General features: G+C 66.7%; 2 protein-coding genes. Both read left to right on the top strand.

The features are described from left to right. A partial coding sequence (rpoB, locus tag V7050_RS17000; RefSeq protein WP_324410887.1) for a DNA-directed RNA polymerase subunit beta occupies positions 1-2436 on the top strand: 2436 nt, incomplete at its 5' end. A 50-nt stretch (positions 2437-2486) separates the two neighbouring features. Continuing rightward, positions 2487-6243 (top strand): DNA-directed RNA polymerase subunit beta' (gene rpoC, locus V7050_RS17005; protein WP_324410889.1); only part of this gene is annotated, 3757 nt, incomplete at its 3' end.

Consider the following 6243-nt stretch of genomic DNA (forward strand, 5'->3'; position numbering starts at 1 on the left):
GTCCGCGACGTGCACCCGACCCATTACGGCCGCATGTGCCCGATCGAGACGCCGGAAGGCCCGAACATCGGCCTGATCAACTCGCTCGCCAGCTTCGCGCGAGTGAACAAATACGGCTTCATCGAGACCCCCTACCGCCGCGTGAAGGACAGCCAGGTGACCGACGAGGTCGTCTACATGTCCGCCACCGAGGAAATGCGCCACACCGTCGCCCAGGCCAACGCCCAGCTCGACGAGGAGGGTCGCTTCAGGAACGACCTCGTCTCGACCCGCAAGGCCGGGGACTTCATGCTGAACCCGCCGGGCAACGTGGATCTCATCGACGTGAGCCCCAAGCAGCTCGTCTCGGTCGCGGCCTCGCTGATCCCGTTCCTCGAGAACGACGACGCCAACCGCGCGCTGATGGGCTCGAACATGCAGCGCCAGGCGGTGCCGCTCCTGCGCGCCGAGGCGCCCTTCGTGGGCACCGGCATCGAGGAGATCGTGGCGCGCGATTCAGGTGCCGCGCATACCGCGCGCCGCGCCGGCATCGTCGACCAGGTCGATGCCATGCGCATCGTGATCCGCGCCACCGAGGACGTGGCGCCGGGCGACCCGGGCGTCGACATCTACCGGCTGCGCAAGTTCCAGCGCTCCAACCAGAACACCTGCATCAACCAGCGCCCGCTGGTCAAGGTGGGCGACACGGTGGCGCGCGGCGAGTTCATCGCCGACGGCCCGTCGACCGACCTGGGCGAGCTGGCGCTGGGCAAGAACGTGCTCGTCGCCTTCATGCCCTGGAACGGCTACAACTACGAGGACTCGATCCTGATCTCCGAGCGGATCGTGAAAGACGACGTCTTCACCTCGATCCACATCGAGGAGTTCGAGGTCGCGGCCCGCGACACCAAGCTCGGGCCGGAGGAGATCACCCGCGACATCCCGAACGTCGGCGAGGAGGCTTTGCGCAATCTCGACGAGGCGGGCATCGTCTATATCGGCGCCGAGGTGGGCCCCGGCGACATCCTCGTGGGCAAGATCACGCCCAAGGGCGAGAGCCCGATGACCCCGGAGGAGAAGCTTCTGCGCGCCATCTTCGGCGAGAAGGCCTCGGACGTGCGCGACACTTCGCTCCGGCTGCCGCCGGGCGATTTCGGCACGGTGGTCGAGGTGCGGGTCTTCAACCGCCACGGCGTGGATAAGGACGAGCGCGCGCTGCAGATCGAGCGCGAGGAGGTCGAGCGCCTAAGCCGCGACCGCGACGACGAGCTCGCCATCCTCGAGCGCAACATCTACGCGCGTCTCAAGGACCTGATCCTCGGCAAGACCGCCGTGAAGGGTCCGAAGGGCGTCAAGGCCGGCTCGGAGATCTCCGAGGAGCTGCTCGGCACGCTCTCGCGCGGCCAGTGGTGGCAGCTCGCCCTCGGCGAGGATGCCGACGCCCAGGCCCAGGAGGCGCTGCACGCCCAGTTCGAGCTGCAGAAGAAGACGCTGGAGCGGCGCTTCGAGGACAAGGTCGAGAAGGTCCGCCGCGGCGACGACCTGCCCCCGGGCGTGATGAAGATGGTCAAGGTCTTCATCGCGGTAAAGCGCAAGCTGCAGCCCGGCGACAAGATGGCCGGCCGCCACGGCAACAAGGGCGTCATCTCCAAGGTGGTGCCCGAGGAGGACATGCCCTTCCTCGCCGACGGCACCCCGGTCGATCTGGTCCTGAACCCGCTCGGCGTGCCGTCACGCATGAACGTCGGGCAGATCCTCGAGACCCACATGGGCTATGCCGCGCGCGGCCTCGGCCGGGCGATCGACCAGGGGCTACAGGAGTACCGCCACACCGGCGACATGACCCCGCTCAAGGAGGCGATGAAGGTCGCCTACGGCGAGCAGGTCTACAACGAGGTCATCGCCGAGATGGACGAGCCGGTCTTCCTCGAAGCCGCCGAGAACGTCACCGCGGGCGTGCCCATCGCGACCCCGGTCTTCGACGGCGCCAAGGAGGCGGACGTGAACGACGCGCTGCAGCGCGCGGGCTTCGACACCTCCGGCCAGTCGATCGTCTTCGACGGCCGCTCGGGCGAGCAGTTCACCCGGCCCGTCACGGTCGGCGTGAAGTACCTGCTCAAGCTGCACCATCTGGTGGACGACAAGATCCACGCGCGGAGCACCGGCCCCTACTCGCTCGTCACCCAGCAGCCGCTGGGCGGCAAGGCGCAGTTCGGCGGCCAGCGCTTCGGCGAGATGGAGGTCTGGGCCCTTGAAGCCTACGGCGCAGCCTATACCTTGCAGGAGATGCTCACCGTGAAATCGGACGACGTCGCCGGCCGGACCAAGGTCTACGAGTCGATCGTCAAGGGCGAGGACAATTTCGAGGCCGGCGTGCCGGAATCGTTCAACGTCCTCGTCAAGGAGATCCGCTCGCTCGGCCTCAACATCGAGCTCTTGGACTCGGAAGCGGAGTGAGGGCGGGCCATCCCTGCCCCCTCCCCTGAAACGAGATTGAGGATAGAGACATGAACCAGGAACTCATCAACCCGTTCGCCCCGGTCGCCCCGATGCGCGCCTTCGACGAGATCAAGATCTCGCTCGCCAGCCCCGAGCGGATCCTCTCGTGGTCCTATGGCGAGATCAAGAAGCCCGAGACGATCAATTACCGCACCTTCAAGCCCGAGCGCGACGGGCTCTTCTGCGCACGCATTTTCGGGCCGATCAAGGACTACGAGTGCCTTTGCGGCAAGTACAAGCGCATGAAGTACCGCGGCGTCGTCTGCGAGAAATGCGGCGTAGAGGTGACGCTGCAGAAGGTGCGGCGCGAGCGCATGGGCCATATCGAGCTGGCCTCGCCGGTGGCGCATATCTGGTTCCTGAAATCGCTGCCGAGCCGCATCGGCCTGATGCTCGACATGACCCTGCGCGACCTCGAGCGCATCCTCTACTTCGAGCAGTATGTGGTCATCGAGCCGGGCCTGACCGACCTCAAGGCCGGCCAGCTGCTCGGCGAGGAGGAATTCCTCGACGCCCAGGACCAGTTCGGCGAGGACGCCTTCCGCGCCGGCATCGGTGCCGAGGCCATCCGCGAGATGCTCGCCGCCATCGACCTCGACGCCGAGGCCGAGCAGCTGCGCGCCGATCTCGCCGAGGCCACCGGCGAGCTCAAGCCCAAGAAGATCATCAAGCGGCTGAAGCTGGTCGAGTCCTTCCGCGAGAGCGGCAACCGCCCCGAATGGATGGTGCTGACCGTCGTCCCGGTGATCCCGCCCGAGCTGCGCCCGCTGGTGCCGCTCGACGGCGGCCGCTTCGCCACCTCCGACCTCAACGACCTCTACCGTCGCGTCATCAACCGCAACAACCGGCTGAAGCGGCTGATTGAGCTGCGGGCGCCCGACATCATCATCCGCAACGAGAAGCGGATGCTGCAGGAATCGGTCGACGCGCTCTTCGACAACGGCCGCCGCGGCCGGGTCATCACCGGCACCAACAAGCGGCCGCTGAAGTCGCTCTCGGACATGCTCAAGGGCAAGCAGGGCCGGTTCCGGCAGAACCTGCTCGGCAAGCGCGTCGACTTCTCCGGCCGCTCGGTGATCGTGACCGGCCCGGAGCTAAAACTGCACCAGTGCGGCCTGCCGAAGAAGATGGCGCTCGAACTCTTCAAGCCGTTCATCTATTCGCGGCTCGACGCCAAGGGGCTGAGCTCGACGGTCAAACAGGCGAAGAAGCTGGTCGAGAAAGAGCGCCCGGAGGTCTGGGACATCCTCGACGAGGTGATCCGCGAGCACCCGGTGCTTCTCAACCGCGCGCCGACCCTGCACCGCCTCGGCATCCAGGCCTTCGAGCCGGTCTTGATCGAGGGCAAGGCGATCCAGCTGCACCCGCTGGTCTGCGCCGCCTTCAACGCCGACTTCGACGGCGACCAGATGGCCGTGCACGTGCCGCTGAGCCTCGAGGCGCAGCTGGAAGCGCGCGTGCTGATGATGTCGACGAACAACGTGCTCTCGCCCGCCAACGGCAAGCCGATTATCGTGCCCAGCCAGGACATGATCCTCGGGCTCTACTACCTCTCGATCGCCCGCGAGGGCCAGCCCGGCGAGGGCATGGTCTTCGGCTCGATCGAGGAGGTCGACCACGCGCTGCACGCAAGCATTGTGAACCTGCATTCCAGGATCACCGCCCGCGTCGAGCAGATCGACGAGGAAGGCAATTCGGTGATGCGGCGCTTCGAGACCACGCCCGGACGGCTCAAGCTCGGCGCGCTCCTGCCGAAGAACTTCAAGACCCCCTTCGACATCGTCAACCGCCTGCTTCGCAAGAAGGAGGTCGGCGAGGTCATCGACACCGTCTACCGCCACTGCGGCCAGAAGGAATCGGTGATCTTCTGCGACCAGATCATGGGGCTCGGCTTCACCGAGGCCTTCAAGGCCGGCATCTCCTTCGGCAAGGACGACATGGTGATCCCCGAGGCCAAATGGGCCATCGTGAACCGCACCCGCGACCAGGTGAAGGAATTCGAGCAGCAATACATGGACGGGCTCATCACCCAGGGCGAGAAGTACAACAAGGTCGTCGACGCCTGGTCGAAATGCTCCGACGAGGTCGCCGGCGCGATGATGGGCGAGATCTCGGCCCAGCGCACCGACGACACCGGCGCCGAGACCGAGCCCAACTCGGTCTACATGATGTCCCATTCCGGCGCCCGCGGCTCGCCCGCCCAGATGAAGCAGCTCGGCGGCATGCGCGGCCTGATGGCCAAGCCCTCCGGCGAGATCATCGAGACGCCGATCGTGTCGAACTTCAAGGAAGGCCTGACCGTGCTCGAGTATTTCAACTCGACCCACGGCGCCCGCAAGGGCCTCGCCGACACCGCGCTCAAGACCGCCAACTCGGGCTATCTGACCCGCCGGCTGGTGGACGTCGCCCAGGACTGCATCGTCAAGATCGACGATTGCGGCACCGAGCGCTCCATCACCGCCCGCGCGGCGGTGGCCGACGGCGAGATCGTCGCCTCGCTCGCCGAGCGCATCCTCGGCCGCGTGGCGGCGGAGGACGTGCTCGACCCCAAGACCGGCGAGGTGATCTTCCGGCGCGGCGACCTGATCGAGGAGCGTGACGCCGACATGATCGAGGCGGCCGCGGTGCTCGAGATGCAGATCCGCTCGCCGCTCACCTGCGAGGCCGAGGACGGCATCTGCGCCCAGTGCTACGGGCGCGACCTCGCTCGCGGCACGAGGGTCAACCCCGGCGAGGCGGTGGGCATCATCGCCGCGCAGTCGATCGGCGAGCCCGGCACGCAGCTGACCATGCGCACCTTCCACATCGGCGGCATCGCCCAGGGCGGCTCCCAGTCGTTCCTGGAAGCGAGCCAGGAGGGCAAGCTGGTCCTGCGCAACGGCAACGTCATCAGCAACGCCGACGGCGAGCTGATCGTGATGGCGCGCAACATGGAACTCGCCATCGTCGACGAGAACGGCGTCGACCGGGCGGTGCACAAGCTCACCCACGGCTCCAAGCTGCTGGCGCGCGAGGGCGCGGATGTCCGGCGCGGCGACAAGCTCGCCGAGTGGGACCCCTACACGCTCCCGATCATCGCCGAGAAGGCGGGCGTGGCGAAGTTCGTCGACCTCGTGGCGGGCTTCTCGGTCCGCGACGAGACCGACGATGCCACCGGCATCAGCCAGAAGATCGTCACCGACTGGCGCGCCGCCCCCAGGGGCAACGATCTCAAGCCCGAGATCATCGTGATGGATCCGGCCACCGGCGAGCCCGTCCGGCTGGAGAACGGCAACCCGGAGGTGCACGCCATGTCGGTGGATGCGATCCTCTCGGTCGAGGACGGCCAGGAGATCCGCCCCGGCGACGTCATCGCGCGCATCCCGCGCGAGGGCGCGAAGACCAAGGACATCACCGGCGGCCTGCCGCGGGTGGCCGAGCTCTTCGAGGCGCGCCGTCCCAAGGACCACGCGATCATCGCCGAGATTTCGGGGCATGTGCGCTTCGGCAAGGATTTCAAGAACAAGCGCCGCATCACCATCGAGCCCGTCGACGAGGGGCTCGAGCCGATCGAATATCTGGTGCCCAAGGGCAAGCACATCCCGGTTCAGGAAGGCGACTTCATCCAGAAGGGCGAATACATCATGGACGGCAATCCCGCCCCCCATGACATCCTCGCCATTCTCGGCGTCGAGGCGCTGGCCGATTACCTGATCGACGAGGTGCAGGAGGTCTACCGGCTGCAGGGCGTGAAGATCAACGACAAGCACATCGAGGTGATCGTGC

This window comes from Amaricoccus sp. (assembly GCF_036846665.1).
Lineage (GTDB): Bacteria > Pseudomonadota > Alphaproteobacteria > Rhodobacterales > Rhodobacteraceae > Amaricoccus.